Source organism: Bacillus pumilus (assembly GCF_003431975.1).
GTDB classification, from domain to species: domain Bacteria; phylum Bacillota; class Bacilli; order Bacillales; family Bacillaceae; genus Bacillus; species Bacillus pumilus_N.
The window spans coordinates 523,052-545,426 of record NZ_CP027116.1 but is presented as its reverse complement, the minus strand read 5'-3'; the positions used below and the strand labels follow the sequence as shown (position 1 = coordinate 545,426).

The 22,375-nt window shown below is 41.3% G+C and carries 23 protein-coding genes and 7 tRNA genes; 2 read left to right on the top strand and 28 right to left on the bottom strand.

Annotated features, from left to right (window positions below):
- Positions 1–59: 59 nt before the first annotated feature.
- Positions 60–521, top strand: a complete 462-nt coding sequence (locus C5695_RS02650) for a CarD family transcriptional regulator (RefSeq protein WP_117728920.1) — start codon at positions 60–62, stop codon at positions 519–521.
- 289 nt (positions 522–810) lie between these two features.
- Here C5695_RS02650 and C5695_RS02645 read toward each other — a convergent pair whose 3' ends face one another.
- The 15 genes from C5695_RS02645 to C5695_RS02575 all read right to left on the bottom strand — a co-directional run bounded on the left by C5695_RS02645 (position 811) and on the right by C5695_RS02575 (position 11,527).
- Positions 811–1,014, bottom strand: a complete 204-nt coding sequence (locus C5695_RS02645) for a cold-shock protein (protein WP_003214229.1) — start codon at positions 1,012–1,014, stop codon at positions 811–813.
- A gap of 568 nt (positions 1,015–1,582) precedes the next feature.
- Entirely contained in the window at positions 1,583–2,599 is a 1,017-nt protein-coding gene (locus tag C5695_RS02640) for a hypothetical protein (RefSeq protein ID WP_117728918.1), read from the bottom strand.
- Positions 2,600–3,406: 807 nt separating this feature from the next.
- Positions 3,407–3,490, bottom strand: a tRNA-Leu gene (locus C5695_RS02635).
- Positions 3,491–3,539: 49 nt separating this feature from the next.
- Positions 3,540–3,622: transfer RNA gene (locus C5695_RS02630), tRNA-Leu, on the bottom strand.
- A 7-nt stretch (positions 3,623–3,629) separates the two neighbouring features.
- Positions 3,630–3,705 (bottom strand) — tRNA-Lys (locus tag C5695_RS02625).
- A gap of 31 nt (positions 3,706–3,736) precedes the next feature.
- Positions 3,737–3,811, bottom strand: a tRNA-Gln gene (locus C5695_RS02620).
- A gap of 20 nt (positions 3,812–3,831) precedes the next feature.
- Positions 3,832–3,903: transfer RNA gene (locus tag C5695_RS02615), tRNA-Glu, on the bottom strand.
- A gap of 9 nt (positions 3,904–3,912) precedes the next feature.
- Positions 3,913–4,003, bottom strand: a tRNA-Ser gene (locus C5695_RS02610).
- 4 nt (positions 4,004–4,007) lie between these two features.
- Positions 4,008–4,082, bottom strand: a tRNA-Asn gene (locus C5695_RS02605).
- Positions 4,083–4,291: 209 nt separating this feature from the next.
- The gene (locus C5695_RS02600; protein ID WP_117728916.1) at positions 4,292–6,139 is read right to left on the bottom strand and encodes a sigma-54-dependent Fis family transcriptional regulator; all 1,848 of its coding nucleotides are present in this window, start codon (positions 6,137–6,139) and stop codon (positions 4,292–4,294) included.
- 106 nt (positions 6,140–6,245) lie between these two features.
- Positions 6,246–7,625 carry a dihydrolipoyl dehydrogenase gene (gene lpdA / locus C5695_RS02595; protein WP_117728913.1) on the bottom strand — a complete coding sequence of 460 codons (1,380 nt, stop codon included), beginning with the start codon at positions 7,623–7,625 and terminating at the stop codon, positions 6,246–6,248.
- Positions 7,626–7,643: 18 nt separating this feature from the next.
- Positions 7,644–8,774: a dihydrolipoamide acetyltransferase family protein gene (locus C5695_RS02590; protein ID WP_117728911.1), complete on the bottom strand. Its 1,131-nt coding sequence runs from the start codon at positions 8,772–8,774 to the stop codon at positions 7,644–7,646.
- Between the two features lie 17 nt (positions 8,775–8,791).
- Positions 8,792–9,829 (bottom strand): alpha-ketoacid dehydrogenase subunit beta, encoded by a 1,038-nt coding sequence (locus C5695_RS02585; RefSeq protein ID WP_117728909.1) that lies wholly within the window; start codon positions 9,827–9,829, stop codon positions 8,792–8,794.
- A 20-nt stretch (positions 9,830–9,849) separates the two neighbouring features.
- Positions 9,850–10,827: a thiamine pyrophosphate-dependent dehydrogenase E1 component subunit alpha gene (locus tag C5695_RS02580; protein ID WP_117728907.1), complete on the bottom strand. Its 978-nt coding sequence runs from the start codon at positions 10,825–10,827 to the stop codon at positions 9,850–9,852.
- Positions 10,828–11,053: 226 nt separating this feature from the next.
- The gene (locus C5695_RS02575; RefSeq protein ID WP_117728904.1) at positions 11,054–11,527 is read right to left on the bottom strand and encodes a SprT family protein; all 474 of its coding nucleotides are present in this window, start codon (positions 11,525–11,527) and stop codon (positions 11,054–11,056) included.
- 99 nt (positions 11,528–11,626) lie between these two features.
- On the opposite strand from C5695_RS02575, the gene cmpA reads away from it, so the two are divergent.
- A complete protein-coding gene (gene cmpA / locus C5695_RS02570) occupies positions 11,627–11,761 on the top strand; it encodes a cortex morphogenetic protein CmpA (protein WP_095286213.1) in 135 nt (44 codons plus the stop codon).
- Positions 11,762–11,781: 20 nt separating this feature from the next.
- Here cmpA and C5695_RS02565 read toward each other — a convergent pair whose 3' ends face one another.
- The 13 genes from C5695_RS02565 to C5695_RS02505 form a co-directional block, all read right to left on the bottom strand.
- A complete protein-coding gene (locus C5695_RS02565; RefSeq protein ID WP_117728902.1) occupies positions 11,782–13,941 on the bottom strand; it encodes a Tex family protein in 2,160 nt (719 codons plus the stop codon).
- Between the two features lie 76 nt (positions 13,942–14,017).
- Entirely contained in the window at positions 14,018–14,617 is a 600-nt protein-coding gene (locus tag C5695_RS02560) for a PP2C family serine/threonine-protein phosphatase (protein WP_117728900.1), read from the bottom strand.
- A complete protein-coding gene (sigB, locus tag C5695_RS02555) occupies positions 14,617–15,405 on the bottom strand; it encodes an RNA polymerase sigma factor SigB (RefSeq protein WP_012009000.1) in 789 nt (262 codons plus the stop codon). Before sigB ends, C5695_RS02560 begins: the two co-directional genes overlap by 1 nt.
- Entirely contained in the window at positions 15,371–15,859 is a 489-nt protein-coding gene (gene rsbW, locus C5695_RS02550) for an anti-sigma B factor RsbW (RefSeq protein ID WP_117728898.1), read from the bottom strand. The genes sigB and rsbW overlap by 35 nt, the downstream gene beginning before the upstream one ends.
- Positions 15,856–16,185: an anti-sigma factor antagonist gene (locus C5695_RS02545; RefSeq protein ID WP_117728896.1), complete on the bottom strand. Its 330-nt coding sequence runs from the start codon at positions 16,183–16,185 to the stop codon at positions 15,856–15,858. Before C5695_RS02545 ends, rsbW begins: the two co-directional genes overlap by 4 nt.
- 59 nt (positions 16,186–16,244) lie before the next feature.
- Entirely contained in the window at positions 16,245–17,252 is a 1,008-nt protein-coding gene (locus C5695_RS02540; RefSeq protein ID WP_117728894.1) for a PP2C family protein-serine/threonine phosphatase, read from the bottom strand.
- 10 nt (positions 17,253–17,262) lie between these two features.
- Positions 17,263–17,664, bottom strand: a complete 402-nt coding sequence (locus C5695_RS02535) for an anti-sigma regulatory factor (RefSeq protein WP_117728892.1) — start codon at positions 17,662–17,664, stop codon at positions 17,263–17,265.
- Positions 17,665–17,666: 2 nt separating this feature from the next.
- Entirely contained in the window at positions 17,667–18,035 is a 369-nt protein-coding gene (gene rsbS / locus C5695_RS02530; protein ID WP_003214235.1) for an RsbT antagonist protein RsbS, read from the bottom strand.
- A gap of 4 nt (positions 18,036–18,039) precedes the next feature.
- Complete coding sequence (locus C5695_RS02525; protein ID WP_117728889.1) at positions 18,040–18,870, bottom strand: RsbT co-antagonist protein RsbRA; 831 nt, start codon at positions 18,868–18,870, stop codon at positions 18,040–18,042.
- Positions 18,871–18,986: 116 nt separating this feature from the next.
- A complete protein-coding gene (ndoA, locus tag C5695_RS02520) occupies positions 18,987–19,337 on the bottom strand; it encodes a type II toxin-antitoxin system endoribonuclease NdoA (RefSeq protein WP_003214169.1) in 351 nt (116 codons plus the stop codon).
- Positions 19,338–19,341: 4 nt separating this feature from the next.
- Positions 19,342–19,623 (bottom strand): hypothetical protein, encoded by a 282-nt coding sequence (locus tag C5695_RS02515; RefSeq protein ID WP_003214273.1) that lies wholly within the window; start codon positions 19,621–19,623, stop codon positions 19,342–19,344.
- A gap of 293 nt (positions 19,624–19,916) precedes the next feature.
- Positions 19,917–21,098 (bottom strand): alanine racemase, encoded by a 1,182-nt coding sequence (gene alr, locus C5695_RS02510; RefSeq protein ID WP_117728887.1) that lies wholly within the window; start codon positions 21,096–21,098, stop codon positions 19,917–19,919.
- 135 nt (positions 21,099–21,233) lie between these two features.
- The gene (locus tag C5695_RS02505) at positions 21,234–22,250 is read right to left on the bottom strand and encodes a LolA family protein (protein ID WP_117728885.1); all 1,017 of its coding nucleotides are present in this window, start codon (positions 22,248–22,250) and stop codon (positions 21,234–21,236) included.
- Between the last annotated feature and the right edge of the window lie 125 nt (positions 22,251–22,375).

The following is a 22,375-nucleotide window of genomic DNA, read 5'->3' as shown; positions in this document are numbered from 1 at the left end:
TTATTTTACGTCTAAGTGTGGTACCCTTAAAGTAGATACAATATATGGAGGTGAATGATATGTTTCAAATTGGTGATAACATTGTTTATCCAATGCACGGAGCAGGTATAATTGAAGCCATAGAAGAAAAAGAGTTTTCTGATGAAAAACAACAGTATTATGTGATTAATATGTCAATTAGTCATATGAAAGTGATGATTCCAACACGGAAAATGTCGGGTTCACGTATTAGACCTGTTACAGATATATTGGCATTAAAGAATGTCATACACATTTTCCAGCATGGCAAATCAGAGCAAATACTGACATGGAAAGAACGGCATACAATTAACACAAACAAAATAAAAACGGGTAACATCCAAGACGGTGCTGAAGTGGTACGTGACCTGATGCGTATGAAGAAAGAGAAAGCACTCAATGCAAGTGAAAAGAAAATGCTAGATGATGCCCATGAATTTTTGCTTAGTGAATTAGAGGTCATCAAAGGGATTACAGAAAAACAAATCAAAAGTTTCTGTTAAGAACCCTTCCACTTTTTTTGTGCATTCTACCCATTTTTGAATATAAGTTCTTTAAGAACATTTCCACCTTCAATTGATGAAAGAAAAAAAGAATTTATTTAGGCAAATTCCGCATATTGTAAATCCAATATGCTATACTGTTGATAAACCTTTGAAGCATGAACTTTTTTACGATTACCTTGTAACATCTCCCTACTTGTACGCTGAGTAGGGTTTTTTATTGAACAAATAAATGAAAGCGTAAAAAAACAGGCTCTCTACAGAGAACCTGTTTTAAAAAGGATGAAGATTAAGCAGTTTTTTGAACGTTAGCAGCTTGAGCTCCACGAGAACCTTGCTCTACGTCAAAAGTTACTTTTTGACCTTCGTCTAAAGATTTGAATCCGTCACCTTGGATAGCTGAGAAATGTACGAATACATCGTCGCCTTCTTCACGTTCGATAAATCCAAAACCTTTTTCTGCGTTAAACCATTTTACTGTACCTTGTTCCATGTTTGTTGCCTCCTAGTGCGTTATCACACAATGTATTATACTATCCTTGCCCAAAGTATCCTCAAGACGAAAAGTCTTTCTTCATGCTATCCTTTACGCCGAACAAAAATAATTATTCTTATTGTAACATGAATCGGAAATTATTGCAATTTAGGATTTAAAAGAGCACAGATACTAAAGAACGGCCAGAGTTGAACAATAAGATACTAGGTCAATCTGAGAAAATGAATGCTACGTTTATTACAAGTATTCGATACATGATTGCAGTGATTGAGAAAACAAAGTCGGCGAAGTATATTAAAATTAAGAAATGATCTTAAAACAATTTTTTATAAAGAAAACGATACAATAATTAATTTTCCAAGAAGAAATGTATCAAGATATCAAATTAAGAGAAGGTGGTAGTTATTTTATTTATGTGCATCCAAATATAATTGACATTGTTGATTATAAGCAAAATTTCATCGATACCTACAAAAAGAAACTTTTCTATTTTACCAGAATAAATAGAAAAGCAGTCTCATAAGAGTCTGCTTTTAGTCAAATACAAAAACCTGTCACATGTCATTTATTTTTTTATATATGCTACAGCAGTTAATTCAGAATCATAACTGGCTTCCTTATTACCTAATGTAAAGTCAATACTAGGAGCTCCATAAGTTAGTGTAAAACCGTTAATTGATATGGGACTGTTGGTAGTTTGATGACTATATGCACCCATAATGTTCACTGTTTTACTAGGATAATTTTTCTTTGCCAAAGTAAAATCAAACCAAGCGCTTTGTCTCAAATTAACTAGATAGCAATACTTTCCGCCATATTTGAAATCATCTTTTAAATTCTGTACTAAAGCACCACCACTGAACGATGAATTTACCCAGTTTCCACTTTTAGCTGAATATTTAATTGTTTCAGAATAATAATTTGGATACCAATTTCCATAGGAGTCATTGGCATCTGCTTTATAATACTGTGTTCCTCCCCTTTTAGTGTGATCTACATTCCAATATGATGGATATCTAACTGATGCGCCTATGACATCCATCTTTCTAGTTTTAGGTATCTTCTTCCACTCTAAGGTTGTTTTAGCTCTATACCGTCCAGTCTTTAATTTAGAAATAACTACTTTCATTTTTTTATAACTTGTAGAATCGTTTCCTGTTTCTGTACCAAAAGTTGAGACCATTCCTGTAGTCTTTTTTTTCTCCAATTTTTCAATTTCTTTATCCATCTGTTCTTTTGTTATTTCTTCATTTACTTGAGTTTTAATTTTTTTATCAGATAAAGAATTATTAGGTTTTAAATTATGATCAACTTCATAAGTTTTTATGTATTTAATGGTTTCACTAGTATCTTCAGCTTGAACATCTTTATTCATACGAAAAGTGTCAATATCCATAATCTGAATGTCAAGATCTTCAAAACCCTGTGACAATAAGTTTTTATATTCTCTTTCACTTATACTAATTCCGTTGTCGTTAACGATTTTAACATTATTTTCAGACTGCGCTAAAGCTGAATTTCCGAAAAATAATATACCGCAAATTGTTAATAATGCAAAAAACGAAAAATTATGTCTGCTCAAAGGAGGCACCTCATTATTTATTTTTTATAAAATTACTTAAACCATCAAATTTTAATATATATTCTTCTAGATTATTATTTAAATTAATCAATTCAAAAAGAATTAAAACCATTACAAACAAAATGATCACTAGAAAAATTAGATTAATTATATTAAAAACGTTTTTCTTATTCCCCATTCTTATTACACCACCTTAACACTTTCCTTATTTACTAATGTTATGCTCTATTTAGCAAACTACATTTTGTTTTTTATTTTTAGTATGGTCACCCCAGCCAAGATTAAAATATTATCACAAGAACCCATATCACCAAAATGAACCATATAATCCTTATTTTATTTCATATTATAGCACATACGTCCATTTCTGTATTCAGTTTTTAAGATACATTTCTCCATAGGCTTTTAATGTATTTTGATGAGGTTATAATTAGCATACATTCATCTATAAACTTAGTAACCATAGATTAAAACTGGATGCTTAACAGCTCTTTTTTAAAATATATATCGCAACAATTAATAAATAATTATCTCTCAACAAAATAGCTTAATTAATACAGTAAGTGGGTGCGCAATAAACCATTACATTTCAATTATTTGAAAAACAAGAAAACCAAAGGTCTACAACCTTTGGTTTTCTTCAATGCTTGTTATATTTAATTTCTTAATAAAGGAACGTATTCTATTTTTAGATTCGTTATGTCTTTTTCTGTTACGTAAAGCTTGGAGATAAACCAATAGAATTAAGGTTTCATTTTCCACACATAAAAATAATACCAAAGGTGGTTAAACCCTTGGTATCATTGATGCGGCCGAGAGGACTTGAACCTCCACGGGTTATTCACCCACTAGGCCCTCAACCTAGCGCGTCTGCCATTCCGCCACGACCGCGTGTATGATGTGCTCATCTATTGATAAGTGCACTGTTTGAAAAAAACAATGCGGGTGAAGGGACTTGAACCCCCACGTCATAAAGACACTAGATCCTAAGTCTAGCGCGTCTGCCAATTCCGCCACACCCGCGTGACAATGGTGAGCCATGAAGGACTCGAACCTTCGACCCTCTGATTAAAAGTCAGATGCTCTACCGACTGAGCTAATGGCTCATCTGCTATGCAGAAAAACATATATATAAAATGGCTGGGCTAGCTGGATTCGAACCAACGCATGACGGAGTCAAAGTCCGTTGCCTTACCGCTTGGCTATAGCCCAACGAATTAAAAAACAAAACATGACCCGTACGGGATTCGAACCCGTGTTACCGCCGTGAAAGGGCGGTGTCTTAACCGCTTGACCAACGGGCCATAAAATAATGGCGGAGAAGGAGGGATTTGAACCCTCGCGCCGCTTGCGCGACCTACACCCTTAGCAGGGGCGCCTCTTCAGCCACTTGAGTACTTCTCCATTATGGCTCCGCAGGTAGGACTCGAACCTACGACCGATCGGTTAACAGCCGATAGCTCTACCACTGAGCTACTGCGGAATAATAAGACATGTTTCATTATATCTATGCCAGAAAAATGTGTCAAGAATTTTTAAGCGTTCCATTCCTGTCTCATTTGCGACGGCTTTTATAATTTAACATATACTAATATAACAGTCAAGCCTTTTTCCATGCCATTTGTTTAACTTGGCAGAAAGCCCCCGACCTTCACGTAGACCAAGGGCCTTGATGCAGCCATCCTCATGAGATTAGGACAGATGAAACTTTCGCATCCACTTATAAAAAGTACTTCTTGGCACTCCTGCTAACCTCGCTGCTTCTGACACATGACCTTTCGTTTTATGCAGTGCGTCTACCACTGTTTGCTTTTGAATGCGTTCCCTGAATGTGAGTTCTTTTGAAGTCTCGGGTTGCTCTGCTGGATGTAGCTTCTGTTTTTTCTGATCAATCGTCTCTAATACTGAAGCATATTGCGAATCACCAATCCATCCGCCTTTCGGAAAGAGGACCCTTAGATGTTCAAACAGATTAAAAAGCTCTCGTATGTTTCCTGGCCAATGATACGCCTGCAATTTCTGAAAAAATGATTCAGGAAATGCCGCATTCCAGTGGTGCTTCTTTTGGTAATAACGATATAAATCATGAATGTCTTCTTTTCTTTCTCTAAGTGGCGGGATGTTGATTGGATAGACGTGAAGACGGTAATACAAGTCTTCTCGTATGTTTCCTTCCTTCAGCAGTTCGTTCATATTACGGTGTGTCGCTGTAATGATTCTTATATCCAAAGGGATTTCGTGTGTCCCGCCGAGCGGTACGACTTTCCTTTCTTCTATCACCCTAAGAAGCGCCACTTGCATCGCATGGGGGATTTCGCCAATTTCATCTAGAAAAAGGGTTCCTTTATGAGCTTGTTCAAATTTCCCTTTAGCTCCATGACGTTTTGCCCCTGTAAATGCCCCTTCAGCATAGCCAAATAATTCGCTTTCTAACAGGGCTTCAGGAATGGCTCCGCAATTCACAGCAATAAACGGTCCTCTATGTCTATCACTTGCTAAGTGAATGGCTCTAGCGGCCAGTTCTTTCCCTGTACCTGTTTCACCCCAAATATATACATTGGCATCTGTTTGTGCCGCTCTCTTCATCTCACTGAGTGTCTGTTGAAATACCTTACTTGTTCCAGATTCCCCGGGAAATTGAGCAAAAGAAACGGTGATGCTACTTTTCGGTTCTTCTTCAAGAGAAAGAGACACGCCTAGCATTTTTCCATCTTGCTCTGATTGAATCATCTGCTTTCCCCTGATAACAAATGGATGACCATTAAGCCGCTCGACATCCATTCCATACCAGTCTGAAAATCGGTCTCTAATCGACCTGCTTGCAGAAACAATTTGCTTTTTTTCATTACAGACAACAAACGGTGCGTTCGCTTCTACTTGCTGGAGACAATGACTCACCAGCTCCATCTCTCTTCTTTTTTGCTGGACTTGAATGTCTCTCTCTATAGCGTAAGCAACCGTTGAAGCCATCCCAAGCATAAAAGGGTGCCTATTATCTGCCATACAGGAAATATCAATCACCCCGATGATCGTACCGTCTGCATCACGAATAGGGGCGGCTGAACAACTCCAATGATGAGAGGCGACAGAAAAATGCTCAGTTCCATCGATCATCACAGCTTCTCCGATGACGAGTGCCGTTCCGATCGCATTTGTCCCTACATCTGTTTCGGTCCAGCGCGCACCCTCCATAAAGTTAATTTTTCTGGCTTCCACCATCGTCCTCTGGCTTCCTGTCAGAGTAAGCACATAACCGTCTGCATCGATGAGTAAGGCCATCATGTCAGATTCTTTTAATTGCTGACTGATTTTATTTAAATAAGGTTGAGCGGTATTGAGGAATAATGAGTACTTCTTTTTTTGGGCTCTGATTAACTCCTTTTCTAACAACGACTGTCCTTTATCTAAATACGGATTCACATTTGCCTGTTTACATCTATGCCACGACTCCATTACTCTTCTATCCAGACGAGACTGATCAAGCAAACCTTCACGAACAAAACGTTTCCACGTATTTAAATAACAAGGTGTCGGATTCATTCCATCCTCTCCTCTGGGGCTTTTCCATCATTATAGATAATTATAAAAGCGCTTTCAATTAACGTTGCTAACCCACTAAGTCAGGCAGATAGAAAAAGAGTCTCTCTCAGCAGTGCACCGCCCGTCCAATTGTTTGCAGCAAGGCTTCTTGTATTGCCTCTGAAAGTGTCGGATGTGCCGCAATAAACTGCTCTAATGTATCAGGAGTTAACTCTGCATGCATCATCACCGCCGCTTGTCCAATCAGTTCTGTTGCATTCGGTCCGATGATTGATACACCTAATATTTCTTGATAATTCGGTTCTACAATGACCTTTACTTGACCAACTGGTTGATTTAAAATTAACGCTTTTCCATTTGCAGAAAATGCACATGTCCCTATCCGAATCTCCTCATGTTGTTTTCTAGCATTCTCTTCATTTAAACCGACACTAGCGATTTCTGGAGAGGTGTAGATGCACCTTGGAATCACTTGTTCATTGACCTTGACATGTTCTCCTGATGCATGTGATGCCGCAATCGTTCCTTCATGAAAAGCAGTATGAGCAAGCTGGACGCCTCCTGTCACATCACCACATGCATAGATATGCGGAAGATTCGTTTGCATATGTTCATTCACGTAGATTCCGTTTCTGTCAAATTCAATACCAACCTGATCAAGATTCAACTCTCCAAGCTGCGGAGTTCTGCCGATTGCCACTAAGCAATGATCAGACTGGATTTCACGCCGCTCTCCTTGATTTTTCTCTACCACTATTTTTCTTGAAGAGGAATCAAGCTGTTTGACTACGGCTGACGTCAAAATGTCTACACCCGTTTCTTCGAGTTGCTCGTGAAGACATTGTGCTATATCACGATCTTCTTCAGGTAAAATGTGCACTGCCCGTTCAACCATGACAACCTTTGTCCCCATCCTGCTAAATATGCTCGCAAACTCACAGCCGATTACCCCTCCTCCAATAATACAAAGTGAATCTGGTATCGAAGGAAGAGACATGGCATCCTTACTGTGGATGATCCATTCTCCATCAAATGGTGCAAAAGGTAACGTAGCAGGCGCAGCCCCTGTTGCAATAATGATTTGTTTTGCTTGAAAGATTTCAGAGTTCCCTTCACTTTCTATCAATAGCTCATGTGCCGATAGAAATGATGCCTTCCCATTCAACACACTGACTTTGTTTTTATTCATTAAATAGCGAACGCCATCAGTCAGCTGCTTGACGACTGCCTGTTTTCGTTTTTGAACAGTATCCCATTGAATAATAGGCTCATGTTCTGAAGGCTGAATTCCAAAATGTACAGCTGATTTCACATGCTCATACATATCGGCGCTTTGCAAAAGTGCTTTAGTGGGAATACACCCTTCATTGAGACAGGTCCCTCCCAGCTGACCTTGATCAACTAACACAACCTCTCTGCCAAAACGGGCGGCTGTTATGGCCGCCACATAACCTGCTGGTCCGCCTCCTATAATGACCAGTGTCATGGTACTTTCACCTTCTTCCTATAAAAGAATGGAGATTGGTTCTTCTAAATGTGCTTTGACTGTTGATAAAAATGCGGATGCAGGCGCCCCGTCCAGCACACGGTGATCAAACGTAAGACTAAGTGGCAGGATGGTTCCTTTGCACAATTCATCTTCTCGATAAACAGGGGTTTCATACATTGTGCCGATGCCAAGGATACCCGCTTCCGGCGGATTCAAAATTGGCGTGAAATACTCTACGCCATAGGCGCCAAGGTTGGTGATCGTAAAGGTTGAACCTTTGATTTCATCATGGAGGAGTTTTCCTTCACGCGCTTTTTTGCCATACAATTTAATGCTTTTGGCTAGCTCTATTAGCGTTAACCGCTCTGCATGCCGAATGACCGGTACAGCCAATCCGTTATCTAAAGCAGCAGCGATCCCAAGATGAACATTCTCAAAGGTTTCCACATGTCTGTTATGATATTGACTGTTCATCGCAGGATGTTCTAGTAATGAAAGAATGGCTGCTTTGGCTACAAAATCAGTAATGGTCAATTTTGTATCGTAACGTGCTATGGCTGTTTCATTCATCTGATGCTGTAAATATATAAGTTTTGTCACGTTCGCTTTCATCGTAATGGTTAATTGTGCACTTGTTTGCAGACTTTCCATCATCCTTGACGCAATTGTTTTCCTCATCATATTAACAGGCTGATGCTCTGTTTCATTTTGCTTTTTCTCTGTCTGTTTAGGAAGTGCAAGAAGCACATCCTCTTTCGTAATTCTTCCACCTGGTCCTGTCCCCACCAGCGTATCAATATCTAGGTTTGCACTATTTGCCATTTTACGAGCAACAGGGGAGATTTTCTTTCTCTCTTTCTTCGGTTTTGGCTGCACGTCTTTTTCTTTCTTTTCCTCCACCTGTTCATTTCCTTCACCGATATAGCAAATGACCGTGCCAGGTGGTACACCTTCTCCCTCAGACACTTTTATATCCAATATGGTTCCTTCAGCAGGTGATTCGATTTCCATTTCAATTTTTTCAGAGTTAATGCTTGCGATCCTTTCCCCTTTATTTACGGTCTCTCCGACATCTTTATTCCAGACAGATACCGTTCCTTCTTTCATCGACATACCCAATTTAGGCATTACAACCTCGACAGCCATTTTCCTCTCTCCTTTCTTTAGTTCAAGATCTTGTCGTGACTCTTGCCAACCATCTCTAATACAGTGTTCACAACCTTATCAGGTGTTGGCAAGTATATATCTTCAAGAGGTGGTGAAAATGGTACCGGTGTATGAGGAGCCGTTACTTTTTTGATTGGCGCGTCAAGTAAATCGAATCCTTTATCTGCAACCAACGACGAGATGTCTGCGGCGATTCCGCACCTTGGATTTGCTTCATCCACAATGACAAGCCGATTCGTTTTTTCTACCGAAGTCAGAATGGCCTCTTCGTCGAGCGGCGACAAGCTTCTTGGATCAATCACTTCCGCTTCAATACCATGTGCAGCTAACTCTTCTGCCGCTTCGAGTGCTGTATACACTTGTTTGCCTACTGCAAAGATGGTCACGTCTGAGCCTTCTCTCTTCACATCTGCTTTACCAATCGGCAGCGTGTAATATTTCTCTGGTACATCTCCTGTCATATTGTAGAGCGTTTTGTCTTCAAAAAAGATGACAGGGTCCTGATCCTCAATTGCCGCCAGCAGCAGCCCTTTGGCATCATAAGGTGATGAAGGCACAACCACTTTTAACCCCGGGATGCTTGTAAACAGTGCATACAAGCTTTGCGAATGCTGGGCTGCTGCTCGAAAACCCGCCCCATGTGTCGTTCTAATCGTGATCGGCACCTCTGCTTTTCCGCCAAACATGTATCGAAATTTTGCTCCTTGGTTCAGCACTTGGTCCAGACAAGTACCGATAAAATCATTAAACATGAGCTCCGCAATTGGTCTTAGCCCTGTTGAAGCAGCTGCCATGGCTGCGCCTACATAGCCAGCTTCGCTAATCGGTGTGTCAAGAACACGCTCACGTCCAAACTCCTGTACGATTCCTTTCGTTACACCAAGAACTCCGCCCCATGCTTCATCATCCTGTAAATGATCAACATGAGCGCCTCCCGCAACATCTTCCCCCATTAAAATGACATCTTCATCTCTTCTCATTGCCAGTTTTAACGCTTCATTCAAAGCACTAGACATGCTGATTTCTCTTGTCATTTTTCTCTCCCCTTTATGATTTATTGATACGAAACATACACACCGGTCAGTAATTCAGTATGATCTGGGTACTCACTTTCTTCACTGAATGTAACGGCTTCATCTATCGCTTCTGCTACAGCCGCTTCAATACTTGATATCTCGTGATTCGTCAGCACCTGCTTCTTTAATAATTCATTTTTAAAAAGAGCGATAGCATCTCTCTCTTCTTGGTGTTCTGTTTTTTCTTGATTGGTTTTGTATCGCTGAGCATCTCCTTCAAAATGACCATAATTACGGTATGTCATGCATTCAATCAATGTCGGACCTTCTCCATTTTTTGCTCGTTCTATCGCTTGTTCTGCGGCTTGGTAAACGGCTGTCACATCTTTTCCATCTACTTGAATACCCGGAATGCCATAACTGGCGGCTCGATCCACAATCGATTTGCAGCTTGAAGCATAGGAAAATGGCGTCGCTTCCCCGTAACCATTGTTTTCAGCAATGAAAATGACTGGCAGTTTCCAAATGGCTGCAAGATTGATTCCTTCGTGAAAAGTCCCTTGATTGTTTGCACCATCCCCAAAAAAGCAAACGCTTACATTATCTGTCTTTTTATATTTAGCCGTGAGAGCCGCTCCGCACGCAAGTGGGAAACCACCTCCAACAATTCCGTTGGCACCGAGCATTCCTTTATCAAAATCCGCAATATGCATCGACCCACCTTTTCCTTTACAAAGACCTGTGGCTTTTCCATAGATTTCTGCCATCATTCCTTTTAGATCACAGCCTTTCGCTATACAATGGCCGTGGCCACGGTGGGTACTTGTTATACTGTCTTTTTCATTCAAGTGAGCGCAGACTCCTACAGCAACAGCTTCTTCGCCAGCATAAAGATGGACAAAGCCCGGCAAGATTCCTTTTGTAAAAAGTGTGTGTACTTGATCTTCAAATTGGCGAATTTCCTGCATTTTTTGATACATCCAAACGGCCTTTTCTTTTGTGAGTGCCATTTCCATATGGTAAAACCTCCTATCTTTTTTGCTTGCATTTATCTATAAGCAAAAAACGTGCCAACATCATGACCCTTGAAAACTTAGGTTTTTGAACGATTCACACTGATGCAAAAAGAGACAAAATGAGACTTGCGTCTCTATTTGTCTCAATATGTCTACTTCATCTGCTACATATCACGATGATCGGTTTATTGAAAACAAAAAAAGCATCCCCATATAGGAATGCTTTTCATTCTGAATCGATGGTACGCTGCCATTTTAATTTCCCTTTGCAGACGCCGCACACATAACGAGAGGTATCAAACCGTCTTTTCCTAATAAAATACTGACCGCATCCTGTGCAGACATATTCATGACGTTTTTGTACACGCCGCTTATTTCGTACAGTCTTGAGCGGTGTACAAAATCGCGGGGCTCCTACTTGTTTTAATAACTCTTTAAAGGAACGGTCACGATGCTGATAGCCTTTTCCCTCAAGGTGCAAGTGATAATGACACAGCTCATGCTTAATGATTCCGATTAATTCTTCTCGTCCATGTTCCTCTAAGTATTGGCGGTTTATCTCGATATTGTGTGTTCCAAGTAAATACCGCCCGCCTGTCGTTTTGAGACGGTCATTAAAAACAGCCTGATGGCGGAATGCTTTACCAAAGAACTGGTCGGAAATGTGCTCGGTCAACTGCTGTAACTCTCTCTCGTTCAATCAAGATCGTTCCTTTCTATAAAAACCTCGAACAGGACAATTTCCCCTTCGCATACATTGAAGGTACACCCACTGTTTCGATCAAAGGAGGAATGGGCGATGCCCAACTGGCTGAAAAATCAGATGCAGAAGGCTTTTTTTGAAAAAAATCATTACCAAATCAAGTTGCTGAATCAATGCTGGTACTTCTATAGAAAAAAACATTCAGTCACATCAAGGCACACCCCATCCTGAGGTGCGCCTCGTTTTTTGTTTTACTCTGGTTTCAGCATGGAGAGGGCAACGCGGCCTTTTGCCTGGTCAACAGAGTCCACCCATACAGTGACAATATCGCCTACTGACACAACGTCCAGCGGATGCTTCACAAAACGGTTACTTAGCTTTGAAATATGTACAAGCCCGTCTTGCTTTACACCAATATCAACAAAAGCGCCGAAGTCTACAACGTTTCTCACCGTTCCTTGCAGCTCCATTCCTTGCTTTAAGTCCTCCAATTTCAACACATCCGTTTTTAAAAGAGGTTTCGGTACTTCATCGCGCGGATCACGCTCAGGTCTTGTCAATTGATCGATGATATCCTGGAGGGTAATTGTACCAATGTCAAGCTGCTGTGCGGCTTCGTCCAGTTTGACCTCGGCGATTTTCTCTTTTAACTGCTCTGTACCAAGATCATCTGGCGTCATCTTAATCATGCGTAAGAACTGTTTTGTTTCTTTGTAGCTCTCTGGGTGAATGCCTGTACGATCAAGTGGATCTTGTCCATCTGCAATGCGCAGGAAGCCGATACACTGTTCATAAGTTTTGGCCCCAAGTCTTGGGATATCCTTTAACTCTTTTCTGCTTGTGAATCTCCCAATCTCTTCGCGGCGCTTGACGATATTTCCTGCGACGGCTTTTGAAAGACCGGACACATATTGCAACAGCGCCTGTGAGGCTGTATTGACGTTTACACCGACTTGGTTGACGACTGTCTCCACCACAAAGGTTAAAGAGCTGTTTAATTGCTTTTGACTCACATCGTGCTGATATTGCCCAACACCGACAGATTTCGGATCAATTTTCACGAGCTCTGCTAATGGGTCTTGCAATCTTCTGGCGATGGAAATGGCACTTCTTTCTTCCACTTGCAGGTCTGGAAACTCTTCTCTTGCCAGCGCAGATGCGGAGTAAACACTTGCCCCTGCTTCATTGACGATTAAATAGGAAACCGGCTGGTCTAGCTCTTGGATCAAGTCTGCGATGAATTGTTCAGTCTCTCTTGAAGCTGTTCCGTTTCCAATCGCAATGACTTCGATGTTAGATGATTGAATGATTTCTTTGACTTTTTGTTTCGCTTCCGCTTTTTTCTGTACAGGCGGATGCGGGTAAATGACGCCAATATGATGGACTTTACCCGTATCATCCACGACCGCTAGCTTACAGCCTGTACGAAATGCGGGGTCGACTCCTAGTACACGCTTCCCTTTCATCGGCGGCTGTAGCAGCAGTTTTCTTAAGTTTTCAGCAAAAATATGAATGGCTTGTTCTTCTGCTTTTTCTGTCAGTTCTTTTCGTATTTCTCGTTCGATTGAAGGCTGGATGAGCCGTTTATACGCATCATCAATGGCCGCTTCAATAAACGGTCTCGCCGTTGTCGGTTTGCCTTTGATGACTTGTTTGTCGAGATAGAAACGAATATTTTCAGCAGGTGGTTCGATGGCTGCTTTCAAAATGCCCTCTTTCTCGCCTCGGTTGACCGCCAGTACACGATGGGGCACAATTTTTTTTATCGGCTCTTGATAATCGTAATACATTTCATACACATTTTTCTCATCGCTCTCGGTGTCTTTTCCTGATGTGACAAGACTGCCCTTTTGGTACGTTTCACTGCGAATCCATTTTCGCATATCAGGGTCATCTGCCAGCTGTTCAGCAATGATGTGCTGCGCGCCTTCAAGCGCCTCTTCTACACTTGTTACTTCCTTTTCTTCGTTGATAAAAGAAGCAGCCTTCTTCTCGATCTCATCGTTTGGCAGCGTGAGTATATATTCCGCCAGCGGCTCCAGCCCTTTTTCTTTGGCTACATTCGCTTTTGTTTTACGCTTTTGTTTGAATGGCCGGTATAAATCTTCGACCTCTTGCAGTTTATGAGCTTGTTCAATTTTTTGTTTTAACTCGTCCGTCAGTTTGTCTTGTTCAGCAATTAAACGAATGACTTCTTCTTTTCGGTTCGTGACATTTTGGATATATGTATAGCGCTCTGAAATGGTTTGGATTTGCACCTCATCCAGTGAGCCTGTCTGCTCTTTCCGGTAACGGGCAATAAACGGGACGGTGTTGCCATCCTCTAATAGCTTGATCACACTTTCAATTTGTTTCGTTGAAAGCTTTAATTCTGTTGCAATTTGTTTCAATAAAAAGTCAGATGTCTTCATACTTTGCATCCTCTCACTGTTTCTTCTCTTTTAGTGTATCAAAAAAACCGGGAAAACAGAAAAAAGGTCAGCTATTTTACGTGAGCTGACCAAGTACATAGGTGAGATCGTCCTTCTTGTCTTGAGTGTATGCTTCTAGTTGTTTGGCAATGTCTGAAACTGAATGGCCATGCTTTAAACACATTCTCATGTTTGGCACATTCAGCCCGTCTGAATGCATAATGAATGTCGATCCTTTTTCGTAGGAATAGGTGTATGTTTTATATTTTCTAGGTTTCCCTGATAAGTATCCTGATGTCGGAAGTGGATAAATATAGTCGCCAGAAGGTGCATTCAAGATAAATCGAATATTACCAACCGAACAATAAGTAAATTGCTGCTGGGAAAAATTCACCTTTAAGATCGCAACTGTGGCCCCGCGTTTATTTTTCATGACCTGATTGCATCTGTCGATGAGGGTCGTCACATCCTCATCTCCATATTTTTCGACAATTTCGCTGACTAAAGAAGATGATTCATTGGCGAACTGGCCGCTGCCTAATCCGTCTGCTACAGAACAAATTAGTTCTTCATCATCTGCTTTAATAAAAAAACTGTCCCCGCAGCATGATTTTCCTTCTTTACTCGATTGATAGATAATGGCATTCACATGCTCATGCTGTTCAATCTGCTTCATTACCCTAGCTCCATAGACGCATCTTCTGATAATGCATCTCGCAGCTTTTTAACTGCCTTCCGCTGCAGTCTCGATACATGCATTTGGGAGATGCCGAGGAGATCGCCTGTTTCTTTTTGACTCTTATTTTGTAAATAAGTCAGATTGATAATCTCTTTTTCTCGATCCGTTAAAACATGAAGCACGCTCTCAAGCATCATTTTTTGGTTCACACGTTCGTAGCCCTCTTCCTGTGAGCCGACAACGTCTAAAATCGTGACCGTACTTCCTTCAGAATCAGCTTCTACGCCTTGGTCAACAGACAATGCTTGATAGCTTTTGCCCATCTCCATGGTTTCCAGTACTTCTTCCTCTGTCACATCTAGGTATTCTGCAATTTCTTGGACTTTTGGCGATTTCTGTGTCTCCGTTGTCAGATGATCAACTGCCATCTTGATTCTTGGTCCAAGTTCTTTAATACGCCTTGGTACATGGACACTCCATGTTTTATCTCGTAAAAAGCGTTTGATTTCTCCGATGATGGTTGGAATGGCAAAAGCTTCAAATGATTTACCGACAAGCGGGTCGTATCGCTTAATCGCACCGAGTAAACCAATCATTCCAACTTGTCTTAGATCCTCATGAAAGCTTTTTCCTTTAGAGTATTTTTTTGCGAGCATATCGACCAAGTTTGTGTAACATTCGACCAGTGTGAGCTGCGCCTGCTCGTCTTGATTGGATTGATAGCTTTGGATGAGGCGATCCACTTCATCTTTAGTTAGTTTCATAGTTTTGGATGGTTGTGTCATGGTCAACTCGCTCCCTGTTTAAAAACTTTGTCATCGCCACGGTAACTCCGGAGTTTGCTTGCACCTCGACTTCATCCATCAATGTTTGCATTAAGTATAAACCAAGACCTCCTTCTGCCAATTGATCCACCGTATGAGTAGATGTGTACGGCCCTAGGTCCTCCTGCTTTTGCTTAAAGTCAAAGCTGCCACCTTTGTCCGCGACAATAATTTCTAGACGATCCTCATAGACAAGAAAGCGAACAGCTACCTCTCCATCTTCACCGTCTTTCCCTTTGTAGGCATGCTGAACTGCATTTGTACAGGCCTCACTGACGGCAATTTTCAAGTCTTCAATCTCTTCGTAGGCATAGCCCATTCGGCTCGCTACGCCTGAAAGAGTCAGACGAATGATGCCTACGTATTCTGGTTTCGCCGGTATTTTCATCTCGATAAGATCTACTGATTCGTTCATTGTACCCCACCCTCTGACTTTGCAGAAATGTCAATGATGTCCTTTAATCCAGTGATTTCAAACAACCTTACAAGCCGGTCTGATAAGTTCTCAAGCTTTAATGTTCCACCAGCTTTTTGAGCCGCTTTAAACAGCCCAACAAATACACCTAAACCTGTACTATCCATATACGTAACATCCTTCAGACAGATTTCAAGATTCTCTCCCGCCTCTGCTTTAGGCATAAGCGTTTCTCTTAGCTCCGGCGCAGAGTACACATCGATTTCTCCGCTGACACTAATTTTTGTCTTTTGATCTATTTGATGCTCTTTTACAGACATATTCATTATGCATTCACCTCGAAATTCTTGTATCCTAAAGTTTTATATACCCGCATATTCACTTTCTAAACCTTTCTTTTGAGGACAAGTAACGTAAAATCATCATGCAGCTGAAAATCTTGTAATTTGAGTAAGCTTGCATAGATAGCGTCTACCATTTCCTGAGCTGAATAGGATAGATGCTCTGCTATGAGCGCTTTGATATCCTCCCGCTCTAAGAAGCCGTCCTCCGATTTGGATTCGGTGACACCGTCTGAAAATAAGATCACCATATCTCCTACGTCCAAATGCTTCTCATACTGCCTGTAATCAAAATCTGGCGCGATTCCAAGAACAAGGCCTTTCGCGTCTAAATCGTAAAATGTATCCTCTTTTTTGCAATAGAAAAAGCCCGGCTCATGTCCAGCCGATGCATATTTAAATTCATGCGTTTCTGTATTATAGCTGCCATAGAACATGGTGATAAACATACTTGGGTCAACGTTTTGCTCAACAACACGATTAAGGGTTTTCAGCACCTTTGTTGGACCGCTCCCTGACTCAGGCAAGGAATCCATCGCATATTTAATCATCGACATACAGAGCGCAGCCGGAATTCCCTTTCCAATGACATCTGCGATCGCGATATTGATCGAATCGTGATCCGTCACAAAGTGGTAATAGTCACCACTCATCTGCTTTGCCGGCACACTAATTGCACCAATATCAAAGGTATCTCCTTCTGGAATTTTCGTTTCCAGAAGGGTTTGCTGAACATTTGCAGCAATTTCGATTTCGGATTTAATTTCTTGCTGGATGCCTCTAAGTGTTAAATGTTCCTGGTAGGCAAGACCGTACCCAATCATGACTTCTATTAAGAAGTCTAGTGAATGAAAAACATCTTCCGGCAAATCAGGGTAAAGCTCCTGAATCACTTTTCGGTGAACACTCACTATTTCTTCAGGAGGTATTTGATGCTCAATGGTTTTACGGCTAAATTTTTGAGCTTGATAAAGCGATGTTTCAGTTAAATCACTGATATAACGACTGAGCAGCTGATGGTACCGCTGCTCCATTACCTCCTTAAAATCCATGGTTTCCCTCCTAGCGAAGCCACTTAACAGCTTGTATCTCTGTTCCTTGTTCTGGTGCAGAATCTAATTTGAAATCATCCATCAGCCTTCTGACGCCCGGTAAACCTGCGCCGAGCCCACCTGATGTTGAAAATCCATCTTCCATCACTTTGCGTATATCCAAAATGCCAGGCCCTTCATCAGCTGCGATGACTTTGAGCCCACGCTTTCCACGCTCCATCACTTCTTCTATACAAATCTGACCTTTACCAGCGTATAAATAGATGTTTCGAGCTAATTCTGAAATGGCCGTCGTAATTCTTGCTTGGTCAACTGTTCCAAAACCAAGTTCTTTTGCAACATTGCGCCCCAACTGTCTTGCTGCGACTATGTCCCATTCCGTCAATATTTTTACACAGGATTGGTCTTTCATATCTATTCCCCCAATTCCCGCTTCAGTGTCTCAAGCCCTTGTTCAAGATCTAGTGCTGTCTGAATTTCTTCCAGCGATATACCAAGTTCAATGAGCGTCACAGCAACTGCCGGCTGTATTCCTGTTAATACAACTTTTGCCCCCATGAGCTTGGACATGGTGATCACATCGCCTAATACTTTTGCGATAAATGAATCAATCATATCGACGGATGTTAAATCAATCACAACACCGTTTGCTCCTGTTTCATGAATTTTATTCAGTAAGTCTTCTTGAAAGTGAAGAGCTGTTTGATCATCAAGCTCCCACTGGATTGAAATCAGAAGACAATTGTATAGTTTTAAAATTGGAATCTTCGGGTGATTTCTCACTGGTTTATCCCTCCAATGAAACAATTTTTCGATTTGTCATTTCCAAAGCAGTTTGAATTCCTTTTTGAAGGGTATTCTTTGTTGTAACCTGAGATAAATCAATGCCAAGGTTCACAATCGTTTGGGCAATTTCTGGGCGAATACCGACAAGCAAGCACTTCGCACCTACTAATCTCACAGCCTCTGAGGCCTGAATGATATGGTGAGCCACCATTGTGTCAACAACAGGGACACCTGTAATATCAATCAAGACGACTTGTGATCGATGTTTGACGACACCATTAAGCAGGTTTTCCATAATTTTTTTCGCACGCTCTGTATCTATTGTTCCAACTAGCGGCATAACGGTAATGTGCTCAAACACAGGGATTAGCGGGGCAGAAAGTTCCTGCAGCGCAATTTTTTGAAGGTTAACGGTTCTCTCCCATGAGATGGAATACTGGTTTAATATTTCGTTATGAACCGGTGTGATGAATCGATCGATTTGCCAGATAAGGTCATGGCTATCTTCTGCTGTATCTTGGTCATCGTTCATTCTTTGGTATAAATGTGCACGGATTTCTGTTAGACCATTTGCCAGTAACTTAAGTGATATACCCATTTGAACAATTTTTAAAGCAAAAGTTTGCACTTTTTCTTCAAAATCTTCGACATCCCCCTCAGACAGAGATGTAATGATCAGTTGAACATATTCCGAACAGATGGCTTCATACATTTTGTCGTTCAGCATCATGTCCGTTTCTTTTTCTCCGAGTCGTTTAAAAATGTCCGTCCACTCTTTTTCTAATTCCTTTTGATGCTCCCTTGCGAAAGCTAACACGATATGATTCGACATGTTTTACCCCCTACGTACATAAACAGCACTTCTTTTCGTCTGTCTTCATTATAACGTTAATAAAAATCGAACACAAAAAAAAGTTGCTCCCAATAGAGCAACCAAATCTCACCATATTAAAAATCAATAAGAGCCAAACTAACTTGTAAGGCTTCATCAACCTTCTCCATCATCTCATCATCAAGATGTGTAATTTTATCTGTCAATCTTTGTTTATCGATTGTGCGAATCTGTTCCAAAAGAATGACAGAATCTCGTTCAAAGCCGTAGCGCTTTGCATTAATTTCGACGTGAGTCGGTAATTTCGCTTTTTGTATTTGGGCTGTTATGGCTGCAACGATAGCAGTCGGGCTGAAGCGATTTCCAATGTCATTTTGAATCACCAATACCGGGCGAACCCCGCCCTGCTCGGAGCCAACAACAGGAGATAAATCAGCAAAGTAAACATCACCGCGTTTAACAATCAAATGTTTAACCCCCGCTGACTAATCGCTCAACTGTATTCTCAGCCTCAAATTCTGCGTATTGTGCCTCTGAAGAGATATTCAGATTAATTTTCGCCATCTCCATGTAGCCGCGTCTCATCGATTCACGATTTTGTCGAATATTACGTTCACGAATATACGTTTTTGTCGCTCGGTAGATCAATTCATTTCTTGTTACCTTATCCTGCTCTGCTACTCGTTCGATTTCAGACATCAAAGCCTCCGGTAGTCGAATCTTCATTTCGTTTGTTGCGCTGGATTCAGACAAAAAACATACACCTCCACAAAACTTACGGATACCGTTTCGATCCATTCCAAGACTAATCATACCATTATTCAATGCGCAAGCAAAGCTGTTTTTTCATGATTTCTTATTAGAACATGAAGCGGCTCGCCACCCGTAAAGCAAGATGATAATGGAGTTCTTCTTTCCCATTATACGCTTTTTTCCGAAAATCATACGGTATTTCCAAAATCTCTAAAAAAGGGAGAATGTTTACCTTGCTTTTGTCGAATAAAAAAGAACGAAGTCAGTTTGACCATCGTTCTTTTGAACACTGTTTATAATAAGCTTGGATCGTCTTGAAGCAGTGGATTCCGCACATGGACTCTTTTACCGTCCTCTATATATACTCTTGGGACGCGGTGCCCAATCGAGCAAGTGACTTCATAGTTAATGGTTTCAAGCCTTTTTGCGATTTCATCGACTGATACCATGTCTTCTCCTTGCTTTCCAATCAAAACGACCGGTTCCCCAGCTGGAAGGTTGTCTTTCAGATCAACCATGAATTGATCCATACAAACCCTTCCCGCAATCTTTCGGCGCTTTCCGCCAATGAGCACTTCTGTTCCTGCCAGCTTCCTGATCCAGCCGTCTGCATAGCCGACTGGAACCGTGCCGATCCACGTATCTTGATTGGCTGTATACGTCGCCCCGTAGCTGACACTCTCGCCCTTTTGAATGTGCTTCACATGAGCAAGTTTTGTATGAAGGGACATGGCTTCTTCCAGCTTGAAAGGCAATTCATCCTTGATCTCCTCTGACGGCGACAGCCCGTACATACTAATACCAAAGCGAACCATATTAAACAAAACGTCTTTAAACCTTAAACCTGCTGCACTGTTGGCACAATGAACGAGCAGCTTGTCCGTATGTAGCGGCTGAAGTAGTGTTTGAAAGGTGTTGACCTGCTTATCAAAGTAGGCCTCTTCCTTTTCATCTGCTGTCGCAAAGTGAGTAAATACACCTTCAAGCTGTAAATAAGAGTGCTCGCTGACAAGCTTTTTCACTTCGTTTACTTCCTCTAACGTTTTGACACCCAATCGGTTCATTCCGCTATCTAATTTCAAATGAAAACGGATCGGTTGTTCCATCTGTCCTTCCGCTATTTTGGTGACCTCTTTCAGCCACTGGATGGAGTAAGCAGTCATCACAACGTTGTATTGAACAGCGGTTTTGACATATTCCGGCGGTATGGCGCCCAGTACAAGAATGGGTGCTTCGATCCCCTTATTCCTTAAAGAAATGGCCTCATCTAAAAAAGCTACGGCTAATACATCTGCTCCTGCTTTGAGAGCAGCTCTTGCCACTTCTATATCTCCATGCCCATATGCATTGGCTTTCACAACAGCCATCAACTGAACGTTTTGACCAATATGATCTTTCATATGTGAAACATTATGCTTAATTGCTGTTACATTAATTTCTGCCCATGTGTCTCTAAAGAAGGCATTTGTATCCATCCGTCACACTTCCCTACTGAATGATTCAATACCTTCATATGATACTAAAAATCTGGAATAAAGTGAAATAAATCAAAGAACATCAGCCCTTGCATAGGGCTGATGTTTGATGTTTTTCTGTAATGAGTTATTCATTTATTTAGCCGACTGGCCTTCTACACTCTTCGCCACCATTAAGAGCTCTTCCTTCGATAGATCACTTGAAGAAATCAAGTAGTCCACTCCGTCAGATGTCCATGAAAGGGATTGATCTGTAAGAACCCCTACTGTCATGCCAAGGTCAACTGGCTCGCCGTTCATCGTCACAGGCGTAGATGCTTCAGCCACTCTCGCTTTTTCTTGAATGAGTGTGAAGGATTTCTTTCCACCGTACGTCATCACATAACGTTTCCCAGCGTCCGTTGTCACTTCTTTCTCTTCCATCTTCTTCACGCCCTCTGGCATATCAACTGGCGTTTTCACCGCAAAGCTGTCAGATGGGCCTGCGCTTGTGGCGACATCCATTTGAGAGAGCGTCATGTTTTTCTTCTCATCAAATGCATCTTTGTCAAAGGATTTATTGAATTCAAAGTGAGAGAATTCCACTTTCACCATTGGCTTTTTGTCGCTATCCAGTACTTTTACACTGGCAGGTGCCATTGTTTTTTTATGAAAGGTAATCTCTTGGGTAGGCAGCATTTGGTTGTGCTGATAATTGGTTTTCGTTTCGAACACATACTTTGACTCTTTCGCTTTGAACTGAGCGGCACTGTCATTTTTAATGTCCTTCACGAGTGATTCAAATAAGTAAACCTGACTGCTATTATTCGGCCAATCGCTGTGGAAACGGAAGCTTTTGTTCAATGAAGGTGTCAGCACAAACACACCATTGCCATTTCTTAAAATGACTTGACTCTGATCTTTTTTTGGATTTTCTAAATAGACACGGTAAAGTTCCGGCTTCTTGTACCAAATTTCTACTTGATACTCCTGCGGGTCATTTCCTGTCTCAATGGTCATTTTTGCTTTGGCTTTGTATGATGTCATTTCCTCTGCCTTTTTGTTTAAATCTCCAACGATATCCTGCTGAGATTTTTGACCGCATGCGGAGAGAATCAGTACAAAAAGGATCCCCGTTACAAGCAAAACAAAGCTTTTTCTCACCCTTTTCAACCCCTTCGTTAATTGTGTTAAAAGGAAGAAACCGCTTGTTTGACTTTAACAGTACGCCTCAAGAGTTAACTGCGTACCGCGAACCATCAAAGCCTATTAGCAACTCGCCCTTCCTTATCGCACTA